Consider the following 14,038-nt stretch of genomic DNA (forward strand, 5'->3'; position numbering starts at 1 on the left):
CGCTGGAACAGCTCCCACAGCTCGTCAGGCACCAGTCGTTGAAGGAACGCATCCACGAACGGTCTAACGACTGACGGCCAAATGAGTCACGGTCTAAGCCGGCCAGAGCCCCGGCCAGCAGGAGGATACGGGGGATATGCACAGTGCCAAACTGTATAGAAGTGGTGATGCCCTCCAAAAGGCATTAATCCATGCCGGCTCGCCGGTGGTAGGGCGGTGGCGAATCAACCGCATGTGCTTCGTACGACCCGAACATGCCCTCATGGCGCGTCACGCCAGATCCTGATGGTCAGGGTCCATCCACCGACTTCGAGGTGACGAAAACCCATGGCGCACAATGAGGGTGCCCCTCGACGTTTCTTGCCGAAATTCCTCGGTTGGCCAAGGCGGCCGCCGAAGGGGCGGAACAGCGGATGGCGCGTGAAGTCCGGCGGCTCGGTACGACCTGCTTGGCGACGCCGGGTCTCCAGGTGCGTTTTATCGGCGGTCGATCGGTGGTGTTGGAACCGCTGCCACCGGAAGGCGCGAAGCCGTACCGTCCGGCGGTGTGGTCCGAGCGCCGACCGATCGAGGGCGCCCGGTGGTTCCACGATGTGCGTCCGGTACGGCGCGCTGCTATAGAAGAGGCCATGGCCGACACCAGCGCACCTCCGAAGCGGATCGTGTGGCTGGTCCCGTTCGTTGTCAACGCCCTGTTCGGCTACCTGGCGCCTCTTCCGCTGGGGCTCGTCTGGTACTTCCTGGCCAACTACCCGTTGGCCGCCCTGGGCCTGACCGAACGGGACCCCACCGACAATGACGGAATCCTGCCGCACCTGATCCTGCTCGGCGGTGTGGGGATTTTCATCGCCCTGTGGGCGGCGCTCAATCTCGCGGTCCGGGCACTTTCGAGATTGCCCGCGAAGCCGTACTGGTCGGCCTCGGTGGCCCTGTTGCTCGGTCCGTTCGTCGTGATTGGGTTGTTTCCCGCCGCGTACGGCCTGTGGAAGACGCCGCTGGACTGGTTGTGATCCGGCGGCACCGCCTCAGCGGGGAGCCGTGACCGCTGTCCCGGCAGGGACCAGCAGGAAGACCTTGGGGCTGAGGCGTTCCATGTCGCCGCGTCGTCCGTAGATGAGGCCCGCGGCGAAGTCCACGAACTGTTCCGCCTCGTCGTCGGCGACCGCGGTGAGGTCCATCACGACGGGAATGCCCTCACGGAAGTACCGGCCCACGTGGCGGACGTCGTCGTAGGTGAGGGGACGAACTGTCTCAAGGATCACGAGGACAGTCTCCCTGAGCCGGCGGGGACATCAAGGGCGCACGATCTACGGGTGGGAGACGGATTCGCCTCTTGTGCCTTCTCACAGAAGCGGGGTCACGGGCTGGAACGACGTCGTGACGGCGCAGGCGCGCCGTCAGGTCAGGAGCAGGGTTTTGCCCAGGGCGTCGCGGGACTCGATCGCGGCGTGGGCGTCCGCGGCGTGCTCCAGGGGGAAGGTCTGGCCGATGACGGGTCTGATCCGGCCCGTGACCGCGGCCGACATCACCTGCCGGGCCCAGCCTCGCATCTTCGGGCCGAAGCCGAAGAGCTGCTCGACGCCGATCACCTTGATCCCGCGCTGTCGCGCCTGGGCGGGGTCGACGGCCGTGACCTCGCCGCTGGCGGCGCCGTGGATGGAGAAACGGCCACCGTCCGCCGTCAGCTCGAACGCGGTCCGGCCGATCTCCCCGCCGACCCCGTCGAACACCAGGTCGGGGCCCGCACCACCGGTCACCTCGCGCACCTGTTCCGCCCAGCCGGGGACGGAGTAGTCGACCACGGCGTCCGCGCCCAGCTCGCGAACCAGGTCCAGTTTCCGTGCGCCGCGCGCCGCCCCGACGACTCTGGCACCGGCCGCCCGGGCCAGCTGGGTCAGCAGGGTGCCGACACCGCCGCCCGCCGCCTCGACGAGTACCCACTCCCCGGGGAGGATCCCGGCCCCCTCGACCAGTCCGAACGCGGTGCTGCCGTCGGTGTGCAGGGCGGTGGCCTCGGGCAACCCCAACTCCTCGGGCACCGGGATCAGGTTCCCCACGTCGGCCACCGCGCGTTCGGCGAAGCCCCCGGTCATCCCGAGGTCGGAGATGACACGCCGCCCGGACCAGCTCGGATCCACGCCCTCTCCGACCGAGCTCACCCGTCCGGCGACCGTACCTCCCGGCACGTACGGCAGTGCGGGCCTGTTGTGCCACCTGTCGACACCGCGCCGGATCTGGGTCTCGACGAAGGTCACGCCCACGACGGACACCTCGACCACCACCTGGCCGGGGCCGGCGACCGGGTCCGGCGCCTCACCCGGGACCAATGCCTCGGGACCTCCGAAACGTGTCACCCGTACAACCCGCATGTCGACCACTCTCCCCGCACTCGGCTCGGTGCGGAGCAGTCTCCAACCTCGACTTGAGTTGAGGTCAACTCTGGTGGGCGGTCGGACGGACGCCGCGCGGTTCCAGGGCCGGTCATGGTGGGGACCCGGTGAACGGGGCCGGTCAGGATGTGGATTCCCTCGTCAGCCACTGGACCCACCCGGACAGTCCGGCCAGCCACTCCGAGTCCGAATCCAGGTTGTGACCGCCGTCCAGCGAGATCAGGTCGGAGTCCCTCGACTGGCTTCCGGACGCCTTGGCCTTCAGGGCGTGCACGATGAGGTTGGCCTGCACGAAGCTTTCCAGCTCAGACCCGGAGAGCCCCTTCCCTGCTCCGGCCGTCTGCGCCTGCCGCGCGACCTCGTGGTCGTAGTAGGGGGCGAGAAGGACGAGACCGTCGCGGATTTCGATGACACGGCGGTAGTAGCTGCGATGAACGCTCTGCCATCGCAGCACCTCGCGCCACCGTGACGTCTTGCTCGCGGTCAGGGAGAGATCGGGGAACTCCTCGTGGAGAACGAGCCACAAGGGTTCCAGCTGTCGGTACAGGCCTCTGTGCCGGGCCCGGACGGGTATCTCCAGGATCATTCCTGCGGCCAGGGGGTAGCCGAGCCCCAGTGCGAAGCCGGCGATTCCGATTCCGACCAGCAGTAGATAACCGGTGTTCGGGATCTGCAGCAGAGGCGAGTCAACCGTCGTTCCCAAGCTCTGAAGCAGCAGGACGGCGATTTTGAGGAACGCTCCGGCGATAAGAAGGTGGAGCGAGGCGTGGAAGATTCTCATCCCGAGGCGCACGTGGCGGCCGGCCGCCGCACGAGTGTACTTCCTCACCAGCTCCAGCGACCTCGTGAGGGTGTACGTCATGTAGGCCAGAGCGGTGATGAGAAAGATTCTGGCCTGGAGGTCGTAACCGTTCCGGAGATCCGCGGGGGCCTCACGCACCGTGGGCGAGGCGATGAACCAGGTGGTCACGAGTACGCCGCACGTCAGTAGCAGAAGAACGCGTTCACGGCGCATACGGCGAATGGCGTTCTGCCCGTATATCGAATAGAAGAAAAATGCGAGCACAAAATATGTGCCGAGAAGTGTGATGAGGTTGACGAACAGCTTCGGAGCCCCGAGCTGTACGCCGTCGAGAGCCGTCCTGACGCCCGGGAGGTTCACGAAGACGGACAGGAAGAGGCAGCCCACCCCGGCTGTGACGGCGCGCAGCGGCAGGTCCTCCGGGGCGCGGCGTACCTGGATGACCTTGATGGCCAGGATCGCGAAGACGACGAGGGTGATGACGGAGAGTACGAAGGAGATGCTCACAGCCATCCCTGGTGGTTGACCAACGACGTGTTCAGTTGTTTTCCCTGAGGGGCGTTCTCGTCCAGAAGGAGAGAGTGCGTGGCTTTGAGGACGCTGGCCCATTCAAGGATGATGGTGGCGATGAGTTCGGCTTCCCTTTCGTGGTCCGTGTCGTAGCACGTCCGCCGTAGTATTCGCGTGGCGGGGGGAAACGAGCTCGACGTCTGCGGTTCCTGACCGGCGATGTTCAGCTCGTCGCTTGGGTGGTCGGCGAAGATGTGGCCCAGTTCGTGCAGAATAATATGGTCCTGGTGGGGTGCGGAGGTCCTCTCCTGGTAGAAGATGTAGTCGGCTGATTCGGTCTGTACCCACAACCCCGAGGGGCCCGGTACCTCGAAAGGGTGGGGCACGAGCCTGACCGGTCGGTTGCGCCATTCGCCGAATCTTCTGCACAGGTCGGCGACGTCAAGCGGAGGGCGGATGTCGAGCTGTCGGAGCAGTTCGCGGCACCTTCGTCGCACTGTGCTTTCCCGCATATCGCTCCCCGTGTCCACCCTGTTTCCCGTGACCAATAAGAGGTGCCGTTCTCGTAGGTTCTGATGTTGATTCTCCGACGGCTTCCACGAGAGTGCGGAGATGTTTTCCCGAGGCCGCTGACCAGCGGCGGGAGGTTCGGGGCCGGGGCGGCTTCTCCCGCCCGAACCTGGTCCGCGTACCGGTGGTCTCCTGCCCGTGTACACCGGCGGCGTCCTGGTGACGAAGCCGGGCCTTTCCCGGCCATGGTGATTGTCGCGGGCACCCGTGGCGTGAGTGGCACCGTCCGAAAGGCAGATTTGTTCCTTTCCGAAACTCGGATCGAGAGCAATGCCCGGCCTCTCCCACGCCTCGGCTGGAACGGCACCGACCAGCCACACGATCATCTCCCCGTTGGGGAATACTCCCATGACATCGGTCCGGCGGTGGATTTCCTTGTTCAACTGCTCCTGAGAATTTTTGCCGCGCATCTGACGCCGGCGGCGAATCCCGATGGTCAGGTGAGTCCTGTGACCGACCCGTCCGCTGCCCCGTTCAACGCCATGGCAGGCGTCGTCGTCATAAGGTGAGGATTCCTGGTTTCCCGCAAGTGGTGGCGGCAGGGCGAACCACCGGTCCCAGCCCGTTGCAATGTTCCGGCGGCCGGGAGTTCACGAAGCCACGCAGGCGCGGGCCGCCGCTTTTCGCATGGGTCTTGTCCGTGCCGATCCAGGGGCCAGGTCATCCCGCTGGATGCGGATCTCGGCGCCTTCCTCATTGACGCAGAACTACACAGTGTGGGAGGAAGCCACTAGACTCCTCCAAGATCCGGTCCGGGAATCGCTGCTGACCACAGGTAAACGGGGAATTATGAACAGTCCGAGTACGGACCCGCGTGACATCAATGCCACGATGATCGAGAAGATCTTGCACATGCCCCTTCAGCCTTATCGTGAAGCGGCATACGCGTTGCGTGTCATCCAGACGCGAGGTCGTCACACCGGGCAGCCCCGCCGGACGCCTATCGCCGTTGTCCAGCTTTCCGGTGAACATTACCTGGTCGCGCCGAACAGGCAACGACAGTGGGTGAAAAATCTCCTCGCCTCTGGCGAGTGTCACGTTCACGGTGAGGAGAGGGGGCCGTCGCGAACTCTTCTTGTCGAAGGCGAGGAGGCGGCCCGGGTCATCAGAACGTATCTGTCCGTTCTGGACCTTCCCTTCGCGACCGAGGCGTTTCCGTTCGGCGCGGGCGACAGTCTGGAGACGATCGTTCCTCATACCGTGCGCACCGCTGTCTTCCGCCTGGAACCCGCCGAGGGAACGGGGGAGACGGCGTTCGATCCCGCGGTGGAGGTCTGAACCGCGCTTCGCCGGCCGGGGCCACGGGTGGACGGCCACCACGTGACCGTTCGGAGTTCCCGGGGGCATCCGAAGATCGCGTGATGGCTGTGGGTGGTGGTGTCGCTCCCGGCGGTTTACCGTCGGAACCCTGGTGCAACCGTCAACGACCATGCGGAAGGCGCGACGGCCTTCTGCTGTGACAACGGGATGTGTCGCTGACTACGGTTGGGCATCGGGTTCGGCCTCGGAGTCGAACGGCGGCAGGCCTTCCATCTCACGGATCACATTGACGATCTTGGTGAGACTCTCCACCCCCATCGACGACAACCCCACGGCTCGCATCGCGACCTTGCGTATACCTACGTTCTGCATCGCGATTCGCAGCTCCAACTCGGCGTCGACTTTGGCGGCATAGGCTTCGTCGAAGAAGTACGCCAAGTCGACGCCGAAGAAGTCGGCGATACCGGCCAGATGGGAGACCGACAGGTCGTCGGTCTTGCCGGTCCGTATCCGCCAGAGTGTCGTGTGTGAGATCGGGGTGCCTCGCTCTGTGATCTCCCTGGCCACCTGTTCGTAGCTGTAAGAGGTCCCGTCTTGCTGAAGGACGGTCAGAAACAGGTGGTCAACTAGCTCCGCCAGTGGCTGGCGATAGGCCCTCGCAGACATGGCTCCCTCCGGTCGTAGTACTTGAGAGTGAGGCTTCTCGTAGCACTGGAAAGTGATGTCCCCCTCGGATGCCTCACGCAAGCTTGACACCGAATGTACCGCCGTGCAAACTTTCGATACGTTCATAACGTGCCAGATATGGAAATTTATTGGCATAACTGACGTGTTGGGGTGCGTGGCTGTTCGTTCCTGCATCCCGGAAGCTTGCTGATTCAGGCCGGCGTGCTGCCCCCTGGCGGCTGTGATCGGGGGATCCGTCGTCCGGCCGAACGAGATCGGGGCGAGGGGATTGTTCGGTGGGATGCCGTGACCGCTTCATCGACCAAACGCGACTGTTCCCGCACATGTACGCTGCGTGCCCGGTCGTCTACATGTCGGATGGGGCGTTTCTCCGCAGGGGCGTTTTTTAGGGGGTGCGGACGTGTGTGATCCAGGGCGGCCGCCTCACCGTTGCCGCGTTTTTCTTCGGACGGACTTGAAGGTGGATCTTGGGGGTGACTCCGGTTCTCCCGGAACGGTTGCCGGCTCTGTGAGGCGATGCTGGAGATGCGTATTTCCTCGGAGGGGGCGGTGGGGAACAACCGGTGACGACATTGATCGGTTCCGCGGGCAGGGGAACGCGGGAGAAATCTCTCGGGACGGTGTCGGTCGCATGGCCCGCCGACGGTCGGCCCGGTCGCTGCCGATGATGCGGTGAACGTCGTACCGGTTCCGTGCGCCTTCCGGTGGGTCTGATGTGCGGACGAGGAGGTCGGGGGTTCTCGTGCCTGACTCCCTGTCCGGGTGGCCGGGATGTGAGGGAAACGGTGTGACCGGGGGAATTCTCTCGACCTTCGCTATATCTCGATATACATTGATGTAATCGGCTGGAGAGCCTATGAGGTTCTGGGGATGCGCAAAGTTTCCTAATCCATTTGGGTTGTTTGCTGCAATGCAAAGGTGAGCTATGGCAACAGGCGCGACGGCTCCATTCCGTATCCTCGGCCCTATCGATCTGCACGACGGTGAAGTACCTATTTCCATTTCACCCGGCAGGCAACCGATCATCCTCGGTGCTTTGCTGCTGCAGGCCAATCACATCGTCAGTACCGAGCACCTCATCGACGCCGTCTGGGGTGAGGACCCCCCGCCGAGCGCGCGCGGCCAGGTACAGATCTGCATTTCAGCACTGAGGCGGCTGCTGGCCCTCATCCCGGCCAAGGGAGAAATCATTCGGCGTTCGCCCGGATACTGTCTGCAGATATCGCTGGAAGATCTGGACTCCTACCGTTTCGAAACGATGGTGAGGGAGGCCGACCACCTGGCGCAGGTGGATGCCGCCGAGGCGGCGGCCACATTACGGCAGGCGCTCTCCCTGTGGCGCGGCCCCGCTCTCGGCGGTGTCGTCAGCCGCCTGCTGGAGGGCAAGGCGCTGCGGCTGGACGAGGCCCGGCAGGCCGCGCTGGAGTGCTGCATAGACATCGAGCTGAGCCTGGGCAGGCATCGTGAACTGGTCGGTGAGCTGACCGACCTGGTGGAGCACACCCCGCTGCGTGAACGGCTGCGCGGTCAGCTCATGCTCGCCCTGCACAGGTCGGGACGGCAGGCCGACGCGCTGGAGGTCTACCGCATGGGGCGAGCCCTGCTGGTGGGCGAACTCGGCCTGGAACCGGGGGAGAAGCTGCAGCGGCTGGAGGCGGCCATCCTCCAGGGCGACGACTCGCTGCTGCTCGCCGATTCGGGAAGGGAGGCCGTCACGCTCACACCGGATCAGCCGGCGCCCTCCCTGCGGATTCCCCCGCACCAACTGCCCGCCGACATCCAGGACTTCACCGGCCACGACGACCTGGTGGACGCGGCCGAGGAGTTCCTGCGCGTCAGTGGCAACACCGCGACGCCGGTCGTGGTGATCACCGGCAAGGCCGGTGCCGGGAAGAGCTGCCTGGCCGTACACGTCGCGCACCGTCTCGCGAAGGTCTTCCCCGAGGGCCAGCTCTACCGGGACATGCGAGGCAGTCAGCAGCAGAACGCGCCCGTGGCGGACGTGCTCGGCACCTTCCTGCGCTCGCTGGGGATCCACGGCCCCGCCGTACCCGGGAGTGTGGAGGAGCGGATCGCCATGTACCGCAGTCTGCTGGCCGACAAGCGGATGCTGGTGGTCCTTGAGGACGTGGTCAGCGAGACCCAGGTGATGCCGCTGCTTCCCGGCAGCGGCGGCTGCGCCGTCATCATCACCAGCCGGGCCCGCCTGACCGGCCTGCCCGGCGCGCTGCAGCTTGAGGTGGACGTCATGGAGGAGGCCAGCTCCCTGGCGCTCATCGCCAAGGTCATCGGAGCCGACCGGGTGGCGGCCGAGCCGAACGCCGCCTCCGCCCTGACCCACATGACCGGAGGGTTGCCGCTCGCCCTGCGGATCGTGGCGGCCCGGCTGGCCGCCCGCCCCCACTGGTCGCTGGCCTCGATGGTGCGAAGGCTGACCGACGAACGGTATCGCCTCGACGAGCTGGCCCACGGTGAGATGGTCGTCAGGAAGAGCCTGTCACTCACCTACGACGGGATGGGCGAGACGGCCCGTCGGCTGCTGGACCTGCTCGGCCTGGCGGAAGGCGAGACGATTCCCTACTGGTTCGCCGCGGCCGTACTCGACGGCGAGACGTATCGGGCCATGGACCGCCTTGAGGAGCTCGTCGACGCCCGGCTGCTGGACGTGGCGGGCATCGACGGCGGTGGTTACCCGCGCTACAAGTTCCACGGCCTCATCCGCGCCTTCTCACGGGAGAGGTTGGACGAGCACGAGGACGACACGGGCAAGACGGCCGCTCTCGAACGCGTGCTGGGCTGCTGGCTGCACCTCGCGGAGGAGGCGCATCGGCGGCTGTACGGCGGTGACTACACCCTGCTGCACGGGGACGCGCCGCGCTGGAGGTTGCCCGAGGACCAGCTCGACCGCCTCCTGACGCGTCCCCTCGACTGGCTGGAGCAGGAACGGGCCAATCTCTGCGCGGCGGTGGTCCTGGCCGGAGAACACGGTCTGGTCGAGGTGTGCTGGGACCTGACGGTCACCTTGGTCACCCTCTTCGAGACACGCAGCTACTTCGAGGACTGGCAGGACACTCACGAGAGCGCCCTCAGCGCCGCTCGGCTGGCCGGTAACGAGCGAGGGATGGCGGCGCTCATGTGTTCACTCGGCTCGATGCACCTCAACCAGCAGAGGCCGGCCCTGGCACGGCCCCTGCTGGAGCTGGCCTTCACCCGGTTCCAGGAGCTCGGCGAGACGCACGGAATGGCGCTGGCGTTGCGGAACCTCGCGATGCTCGAATACCGCCAGGGCTCACCGGACAGGGCAGAACACCTGTACAGGCAGGCGCTCACCGGTTTCCAACAGGTCGGCGACCTGGTCGGGGAGGCCCACGTCCTGGCCAAGCTCGCCCAGATCGAACTCGACGGGCGACGGTACGCGGAGGCGGAGGCGCAGCTGGGCCATGCGCTGAACATCGCCAGACAGACGGGCAGCCTCCGGGTGGAGGCCCAGGTGATGCACAAGCTCGGCAAGGCGCATCTTCTGAGCGCGAACTACAAGCAGGCCGAAGAGGTGGGGAGCGCCGTTCTGCGAATGGTGCGGGAGAACAGCGACATCATCGGCGAGAGCTACGCCCTGCACAGTCTCGGCGTCGTCTACGGTCATCGCCGGAAGTTCGATCTGAGCGAGCGGGCCCTGCGTCACGCGGCTGAGATCCGGGAAAGCGTCATGGACGATCTCGGCGCGGCTCAGATACGGCTCGACCTGGCTCGGGTCCTGGCCGTCCAGGGAGACGTCGTCCAGGCGCGGGAGCTGGCGGAGAAGGCTCAGGCGCTGTTCCAGGAACGGGAGGCGACGCAGTGGACAAGGGAGGCCGGGAGGATCATCGCGGACCTCGTCGTCCGAGAGCGAAGTGGAAGGCTCGCTGAGAGATGAACAGGCCGCAGCTCGAAACGGTGAACACGTCGGCGAAACCCGTCTGCTCGCCGGCGGTCGTCTCCGTCGTGCTGCCGATGACGACGACGTGCTCCCCGCAGGCCGAGACCATGATCCTGCTCACCGAGTAACGGCGGAGACCGGCGTGCCGCTGGTGGTAGCGTTCCAGTTCCTCTCTTCCGTAGATGGTCAGCTCCGGGCGGTGCAACACGGCGTCCTTCTCGAAGAGAGAGGTGTAGGCGTCGATGTCACCGGAATTGAGATACTCGTAGCTCAGCTGGGCGTGGTCGGCGGCCATGGTCGCCAGGTGGGCGCTACGGACGCTTCCAGGGGGCTGTTCGTCGTGCGGCACGAGGGTCAGCCCAGCAGGTTTCGCCGGGCCAGGTAGGCAACGGTGACGCAGTGTTCCGTCACCCGGCCGCCGAGCGCCTCCGCGGTGGCCTCGATGTCCCGCAGAAGGGCGTCCCTGACCGGTTCGGAGAGTTCCCGGACTGCGGCGAAGGTGGCGTACAGCCGGGAGAGCTCCTGGGCCGACATCGTCATCGGCCACTGGATCACCTCCGTCCGGATGCCCTCGAAGGAGGCGGCGCCCAACGCTTCGATCCAGACATCACGGTCGAACGGTCCGACAACATCCAGGACTCCCGCAGGGCGGTGGTGGCGAAGAACGGCGTTGAGCGCGCTGCGGAAAGGAGTGGGCCTTGCCGGGTTTCCGTAGACGGTCCACCACGCCGCGATCCAGCCACCGGGGCGAAGCAGGCACGCGATCCTCCGCAGAGCGGTGGACCTGTCCAGCCAGTGCAGGCTTGAGGCGCACACCACAAGGTCGAAGTCCCCGCTGAGGTCGGGGAGCGCGTCGAAGTCACCTTCGATCACGGTGAGCGGCCGGTCGTGGAACTCGGCACGGAGCCGGGCCGCGAAGTCGGCCCCCAGTTCCACGGCGCAGACATCGGCGCCCCGGTCCAGCAGTTCCCGGGTGGCCTGCCCGCTGCCCGCGCCGATCTCCAGGACCTTGGCGCCGGGGCGCAGTGCGCCGGCCTCCTCAAGAAGCCGGTAGGCGCGGGTGGGGTAGCCGGGCCGCGATGAACGGTAGCCGTCCGCGTCCTTGTTGAAGAGCTCGCGACGCCGTACGCGATTGTCAGTATTCATAATGAAAAATCCCTCATGTCTTTTTTGCCCCTTCTAGGGAGAGCACAGAAGGCACCTCTTCCGGGGCCACCAGCCGCAACAGGGACAGGCAGGCTCCGGCCCTTCCGGTGAGCAGCCCGGGAAAACGGCCGCCGTGCGCGTGTGCGACGACGGCGCCGCTCGCCACGAGATCCCGCCTCATCCGCCGGTACGGCTCTCGCCCCAGCCGGGGGAGGCGTTCGGCTGTGAGCTGGAGGAACTCCAGACCACCAAGCCCCCCGTGGCAGAGACCGTGGTCGGCGGGCGGGTTTTTCCTCGTGACCACGGGCAGGGCTCCGGCCACCTCTTCGACGAACGCCGGGGAGGGCCGCAGGCGGTGGGCGAGCAGCCGGGAGACTCCCGTTCCCGCGGCGCCGCTGCACCAGTGGGGCTCAGAGGCCGTCATGCCCCGGCCGGAGGCCAGGGCCTGGAGTCCCGCCTCCTCTGCTCCGGCATCCTTCAGGGCCCGGCCGGACCTGAGCAGCGCCCAGCCGATTCCGGCCCTCCCGTTGGCGAAGCCGTCGTCCACGTCATCCCACGGAGAGCCCGTCAGCCGCTCGACGCAGAGGGCGATCGCCGGCTTCAGCCCGGAGAGGCCATGTCGTTCGTAGAGGTCGCAGGCCACCACGGCCGCCCCGGCCAGCCCCGAGACCAGGCCGGGTTCCCACCGCTCACCGATGTTCCTGATGAAGAGCGGGGTCCAGTGGTCGATGACGTCGAGGTGGGTCTCGTCGGCGGTCAGCACCGCCAGGTGCGCCAGGACGTAGAACGTACCCGCCATTCCCGTGTACGCGCCGACCAGCCGTTCGTTCCGCAGTTCGGCGAGAACCGGACGCATGCTCCGTGACGCCAGCCCAAGATAACGATCATCCCCGTACACCTTCGCCGCGTAGCCAAACATGAGGGCCATACCGGACAGCCCGTCGTACAGCCTTGTGGGAAGTGCCCCATAGGTGCGTGGCTCGTCGCTCGCGCTGTCTCCGGCCAGACCGATCCAGGTACAGTCCGTTCTTCCGAGGATCGCCTCGTCGGCCAGCGCGTCGACGGCCTCACGGGTGCTGTCCCGCAGGCTCCTCCGCCCGGAAGCCGGGCGGGAGGAGGCGAGGACGGAGGGGGGCGAGGAGTGCGGCAGGGTGCTGAGAGCGGAGGTCAGGATGTCCAGCTGGGCGGCACGGTCCTCGGCGCCGAACATCCGCAGCCTGCGCTCGACCGCCTCACAGCCCGTCTCGTGGAAGAAGCCGTCGATCTCGCCGCCCTCCCCGAAACGGAGCGAGGTCGACGAGGCGCTGGTGAAGAAGCGGGGAACGTCCCCGGCCAGCAACTGGCCTCGCTCCGCCTCGGCCAGCAACCGGTCCCGCTCCGCCTCGGCCGGTTCGGGCCAGAGCTCCCCCGTCTCCAGGGGCTCTCGAAAACGACGAGGATGATGGAGCTCGCCCAACAGCACGCCGTAGACCTGGGTCGGCCGGGGCAGATAGCGGATCTCGGCGTCGCGGAACCGGCGGACCAGCGCGAGGAAGGCGGGCTTGTTCGCCGCGATGGCGTCGTAGGCCTCCAGGAATCCCCGGACGACATCGGGGACGTGGGCCGCGGGCTGAACCCGCCCGTGGTTCAGGAAGGGAAGGTTCCCGGTCTTCTCCAGGGTCGCGGGTATCAGCCCTGTCCGCATCACGTCGGTGAACGGCGCGACCAGGGCGAGCCTTCTCAGCGACCTCGGACCGCCCAGCCCACCGCCTATCGCACTGGTTTCCAGGGGGAGCTGCCGTCCGGGGACCATCGCGGTGGCCAGGACGCTTCGGGAGAGCGACGCGAAGGCCCTGTCCGCGGCGGAGTCCGCGACGGCCGAGGAGGAGGGCGAGGGCTGGAGAACGGTTTCGAGATCGATCGGAACGGGGAACTCGCCCGCCGCCCTGAGGTTCTCCATGTGGATGTCGGTGGCGGCCAGACAGGTCAGCAGCGCGGCGCAGGAGCCGATCCGGCGGTAGAATCTGCTGATTGCCTCGCGACCGGAGGCGGGACTGTGACCGATGAACTCGCACCAGCCGTACCGGCCCCGGTTGATGACCCGCATCGCCCGTAGTTCGGCCCTGTCGCCGTGGTCGCCGAGACCGTTCAGGTCGTTGAGCAACGTGACGGCCTGGCCGTACAGCTCCTCGGCGTCGAGTGGCCGGGGCTTGTAGATGACCCGGACTCCGCCGTGGAAGGCCACCTCTGTGACGGATCGGCCGCCGTCGTGCGGATCCCCGAGGCCGCAGCGGAGCGCGTCGACCGTCGTCGTGCCCTCCGATATCCATCCATGCCGCCGAAGCAGAGGAAGATCGGTGGTGAGCCGGGAGAGCAGCTCCAGGGAGTTCGTCAGCCAGTTCTCCGCATGGCTCAGCAGAGCCCGGCCGAGCCCGGGGTACCTGCCGGAAAGAGCGGCGAGGTAGGACGGGTCACCCAGCAGGTGGTCGTTGTAATGGCGATATCTGTCCTCGGGAGTCTCTCCGGTGAGCAGCCCGCCGGTCCGTGACTCGTTGAGCTCGAAGATCAGAGTCTGGTGGCTGACGGAGACCAGGCCGTCGATCAGGTTCGCCGTCAGGGAGTCCCAGGCGTCCTCGGTGAGGACGTCCTCGAAGGCCGCGGCCTTCGCTCTCAGGAGGCTTCGGTGACGGTCGGCGAACCTTTCCACCAGCCCGCAGAAAGGGACCTGGTCGTAACGGGTTCCGTAGAGCCTCACCGGGACCTTCACCCGGACAGGGC

Annotated in this window: 11 protein-coding genes and 1 pseudogene; 3 read left to right on the plus strand and 9 right to left on the minus strand. The window is 66.4% G+C overall.

All coding sequences use genetic code 11. The features are described 5' to 3' along the window. Positions 1-377 precede the first annotated feature (377 nt). On the plus strand, positions 378-1,010 hold the full coding sequence (locus tag ABZ463_RS37165; protein WP_362783931.1) for a hypothetical protein: 633 nt from the start codon (positions 378-380) through the stop codon (positions 1,008-1,010). Between the two features lie 15 nt (positions 1,011-1,025). On the opposite strand, the gene ABZ463_RS37170 is transcribed toward ABZ463_RS37165, so the two are convergent. From ABZ463_RS37170 to ABZ463_RS37190, 5 genes and pseudogenes are all read right to left on the minus strand, one after another. After that, positions 1,026-1,262, minus strand: coding sequence for a cell division protein SepF (locus tag ABZ463_RS37170; RefSeq protein ID WP_362783934.1), 237 nt, complete (start codon positions 1,260-1,262; stop codon positions 1,026-1,028). A gap of 135 nt (positions 1,263-1,397) precedes the next feature. Continuing rightward, on the minus strand, positions 1,398-2,369 hold the full coding sequence (locus ABZ463_RS37175; RefSeq protein WP_362783936.1) for a zinc-binding dehydrogenase: 972 nt from the start codon (positions 2,367-2,369) through the stop codon (positions 1,398-1,400). A 142-nt stretch (positions 2,370-2,511) separates the two neighbouring features. After that, positions 2,512-3,705 (minus strand): MAB_1171c family putative transporter, encoded by a 1,194-nt coding sequence (locus tag ABZ463_RS37180; protein ID WP_362783939.1) that lies wholly within the window; start codon positions 3,703-3,705, stop codon positions 2,512-2,514. Further along, positions 3,696-4,214, minus strand: a complete 519-nt coding sequence (locus tag ABZ463_RS37185; RefSeq protein ID WP_362784046.1) for a hypothetical protein — start codon at positions 4,212-4,214, stop codon at positions 3,696-3,698. Before ABZ463_RS37185 ends, ABZ463_RS37180 begins: the two co-directional genes overlap by 10 nt. Before the next feature lie 348 nt (positions 4,215-4,562). Next, positions 4,563-4,661 (minus strand): annotated as a pseudogene (locus ABZ463_RS37190) (transposase); the annotation flags it as partial. Between the two features lie 442 nt (positions 4,662-5,103). Between ABZ463_RS37190 and ABZ463_RS37195 the strand changes: the two are divergent. After that, positions 5,104-5,550 (plus strand): nitroreductase/quinone reductase family protein, encoded by a 447-nt coding sequence (locus ABZ463_RS37195; RefSeq protein ID WP_352014876.1) that lies wholly within the window; start codon positions 5,104-5,106, stop codon positions 5,548-5,550. A gap of 201 nt (positions 5,551-5,751) precedes the next feature. Here ABZ463_RS37195 and ABZ463_RS37200 read toward each other — a convergent pair whose 3' ends face one another. Next, positions 5,752-6,198 carry a helix-turn-helix domain-containing protein gene (locus tag ABZ463_RS37200; protein ID WP_352014875.1) on the minus strand — a complete coding sequence of 149 codons (447 nt, stop codon included), beginning with the start codon at positions 6,196-6,198 and terminating at the stop codon, positions 5,752-5,754. A gap of 1,057 nt (positions 6,199-7,255) precedes the next feature. Here ABZ463_RS37200 and ABZ463_RS37205 point away from each other — a divergent pair. After that, on the plus strand, positions 7,256-10,132 hold the full coding sequence (locus ABZ463_RS37205; RefSeq protein WP_362783942.1) for a BTAD domain-containing putative transcriptional regulator: 2,877 nt from the start codon (positions 7,256-7,258) through the stop codon (positions 10,130-10,132). Here ABZ463_RS37205 and ABZ463_RS37210 read toward each other — a convergent pair. Genes ABZ463_RS37210 through lanM form a run of 3 tightly spaced genes read right to left on the minus strand, consistent with a single transcriptional unit; the run spans position 10,080 to position 14,015 of the window. Continuing rightward, entirely contained in the window at positions 10,080-10,484 is a 405-nt protein-coding gene (locus ABZ463_RS37210; RefSeq protein WP_362783946.1) for a nuclear transport factor 2 family protein, read from the minus strand. The two genes, ABZ463_RS37205 and ABZ463_RS37210, sit on opposite strands and share 53 nt — an antisense overlap. A 5-nt stretch (positions 10,485-10,489) precedes the next feature. Continuing rightward, the gene (locus ABZ463_RS37215; RefSeq protein WP_352014872.1) at positions 10,490-11,281 is read right to left on the minus strand and encodes a methyltransferase domain-containing protein; all 792 of its coding nucleotides are present in this window, start codon (positions 11,279-11,281) and stop codon (positions 10,490-10,492) included. A 13-nt stretch (positions 11,282-11,294) separates the two neighbouring features. Beyond that, positions 11,295-14,015 (minus strand): type 2 lanthipeptide synthetase LanM, encoded by a 2,721-nt coding sequence (lanM, locus tag ABZ463_RS37220; RefSeq protein WP_362783948.1) that lies wholly within the window; start codon positions 14,013-14,015, stop codon positions 11,295-11,297. Between the last annotated feature and the right edge of the window lie 23 nt (positions 14,016-14,038).

It is taken from the genome of Streptosporangium sp. NPDC020145 (genome assembly GCF_040631275.1).
GTDB lineage: Bacteria > Actinomycetota > Actinomycetes > Streptosporangiales > Streptosporangiaceae > Streptosporangium.

Excerpts from the sequence above, each read along its gene's own strand:
- ABZ463_RS37175 (WP_362783936.1), bottom strand. The coding sequence starts at position 2,369 with ATGCGGGTTGTACGGGTGACACGTTTCGGAGGTCCCGAGGCATTGGTC.
- ABZ463_RS37180 (WP_362783939.1), bottom strand. The coding sequence starts at position 3,705 with ATGGCTGTGAGCATCTCCTTCGTACTCTCCGTCATCACCCTCGTCGTC.
- ABZ463_RS37185 (WP_362784046.1), bottom strand. The coding sequence starts at position 4,214 with ATGCGGGAAAGCACAGTGCGACGAAGGTGCCGCGAACTGCTCCGACAG.
- ABZ463_RS37195 (WP_352014876.1), top strand. The coding sequence starts at position 5,104 with ATGATCGAGAAGATCTTGCACATGCCCCTTCAGCCTTATCGTGAAGCG.
- ABZ463_RS37200 (WP_352014875.1), bottom strand. The coding sequence starts at position 6,198 with ATGTCTGCGAGGGCCTATCGCCAGCCACTGGCGGAGCTAGTTGACCAC.
- ABZ463_RS37215 (WP_352014872.1), bottom strand. The coding sequence starts at position 11,281 with ATGAATACTGACAATCGCGTACGGCGTCGCGAGCTCTTCAACAAGGAC.